Origin of the sequence: Clostridium sp., assembly GCF_051656525.1 — a bacterium.
Classification (GTDB): domain Bacteria; phylum Bacillota; class Clostridia; order Clostridiales; family Clostridiaceae; genus Clostridium.
The window spans coordinates 1-2,751 of sequence record NZ_JBOGCC010000090.1; the positions used below are offsets into that span (position 1 = coordinate 1).

Consider the following 2,751-nt stretch of genomic DNA (forward strand, 5'->3'; position numbering starts at 1 on the left):
AGGCTGAATTAGAAAATTTAGCTAAAAATCCTCAGAACGATGTTAAAAAGATAATTAAAATTAATGGTCTAGTTCAATACTACATAAACAAAGATGACTTAATTGGAAAAGTTATAGAAATAATTGAAAATAATATTAATACAAAATATACTATAGAATTTCCTGATATACCTACTGGAAAAGCTAAAAAGAAAAAGAAACAAAATGCCGAAACAGTAATAAATAAATTTAATGAAGGCGTAGATATTAAAGAATTGATTATAAAAAATGTAATTTTAACTTATACAGAAGGGAATTATATTCCATATCTTAGAGGGGATATAAACAATGGTTACAGTATAGAAAGCTATCCATTGGGATTGATAGAGGTGTCTAATTATAAAATTGATGGTGAACCTGTAGTAATTATGGATATAGAAACTCTTAAAAAAAATCTTAGAAATCGTGATATTTTTAAGGGACTTAAATCTAATAAACTATTTTCAATACCTTCTAATGTAGAAGATGAGATAAAGAAAACATATCCTGAAGAAATTTATGAAGCTTACAAAGTTGGAGATAAATATGCAATTTTAAATCCTGAAAGAGTCGGTGTTTCTAGGATTAATAATCTTAGGGGATTATATGGACTAACACCTATGTTTAAAACACTCCCTTCTCAGTTAATGCTTGAAACTTGTGATAAGGTTGATAGAAAAAATATAATTGCAAAAAGTAAAAAAATATATCATCAAAAATTGAGAAAAGAAGTTTTGGGTAAAGAATTAGATAAAGTAAGGCATCCTAATGAAATAGCTTATGCACATTCCACATTAATGAATGCTATGACTAAAGATCAAGTTATAGTTACTACTCCAGGGTATGTGGAAGAAATATGTATATTAGAACCTAAGACAGAAACTACTAAACCAGAAGTTATTATAGGTTATAGAAATAGAGTTCTTAATGCTTTAGGAATAGGATTTGTAAGTAATGAAAGTAAGTCTTCTTATAACAGTATAAGTGTTAATGTAGATGAGCTTTTAAAAACTATAAATAAAATAACGGCACAAATAGAGAAAACTATAAATAAGTATTATAAAGTTATTTGTGTTGAAAATGGAATAGAAATAGGCTATGCACCTAAGATAAAAGTTCAACCTACACAGTATATTAACCCTGATAATTTAAATAAGTTAGTTGATTTACTATATAGTAAAATTGGAGTTAGTTATAAAACTGCATTTAATATGTTAGGAATTGATTATCAAACTGAAATTCAAAACAGAATAGATGAAAATGAGTATGTTTATGATGGTAAAACTGTAGATTTAGATGAAGTTTTTGCACCTCATGGGAATAGTTATACAGCGAACTCCAATGAATTAATGGACAAAGGTAAAAATAATAGAACTGAAGAAAATCAGAATAGAGATTTAGATGAACAGCAAGAAAATAAAGCAAGGCTTGAAAATCAAACCGATTAACATTGAAGGGAGGTGAAGAATTATGGAAGAAAATATGATTAAAATTAACGGAACTTTGATGGAAATGTCTTCTAATGAAGGTGGAGATTTAGTTGGTAAGTTTTTAGTATGTCCTTTAGATGAGGGTAATGATAATAAAGTTGGACTTAGAAAGGAAGACTTATCTGAAGTAGAATTGCTAGGGCTTAAAAACAAGGCTTTAGTTACTAAGGTTGTTACTAATAAAGATGGTGAACTAGATTTTAGTGGACATAATAGAAAAATTAAAACTGTAGTTAAGGATGGCGTTGTATGTAATGAAGTTGAATTTGATACTTCGGGAGTGGGATTCCATTCAAATGTATACATAGAAGAATTAACATTGCCTAATGGACTTATAAAAGAATGTATAGTGGCCGAAGCTATTATATGGAATAGATATGAGAAAGTTTGTAGTGTAATTGAAAGACTTGGAACAAGTTTAAAAACAAGTTGGGAAATTGCCTATGGCGAATGTTATTTTGAAAATGGTATAAAGTGGCTTAAAAATATAAGTTGGTTAGGAAATTGCCTATTAGGTAGTAACGTTAGACCTGCTTATAAGGATGCTGGAATGTTAGAAGTAGCCGAAGAAGATGGATTGTCTTTAGAGGTTGCTTTTGCAGAAGATATATTAAATATTGAGAATGAAAATGGAGGTAAGGAAATGGATAATGAAAAGAATTTAGAAATAGCTCAACTTTCTATGAGTGATTTAGAAAGTAGAATAAGACGAGCTATATATGCAACTGAAGGTGATGGAAGATGGTATTATGGAATACTTATTTATCCGTTAGATAATGTAGCATATGCAAAATTAGAGAAGTGTGGGGATAGTAAAACAGAAGATTATACTAAATTTACTTATTCAGTAAATAGTGATGACACTGTATCTATAACAGCACAACAAGATGTGAAAATGGTATTCGTACCAGTAGAAACAATCGAAACTGAAATAGCTAATAAGGATCAAGAAATAGCTGAAGTTAAAGCAGATTTAGCAAAGAAGGAAACTGAGGTTTCAGAAGGTGCGGACAAGATAATTAAGCTTGGTGAAACTATAGCTGAAAAGGATTCTGTTATTGCAGAAAAAGAAGCTGTTATAGCTGAATTAGAACCATTTAAGGCACAAGTTGAAGAAATGAATAAAGTAAAAGAACAAGCTGAATTAGCAGAAAAGAAAGAAGCTTTAAAAATTAGAGCTTTAGCAAGTTTCACAGAAGAAGAAATTGAACTTTCAGAAGATTTAAAAGGTGCTATAGAAAAC

General features: G+C 29.3%; 2 protein-coding genes. Both read left to right on the forward strand.

Features of this window, described 5'->3' with window-relative positions; genetic code table 11:
• Positions 1-1,466, forward strand: a 1,466-nt coding sequence (locus ACRDDY_RS03215; protein WP_438563525.1) for a hypothetical protein, incomplete at its 5' end; no start/stop codon positions are given.
• Positions 1,467-1,488: 22 nt separating this feature from the next.
• Positions 1,489-2,751: hypothetical protein (locus ACRDDY_RS03220; protein ID WP_438563526.1), on the forward strand; the 1,263-nt coding region annotated here is incomplete at its 3' end.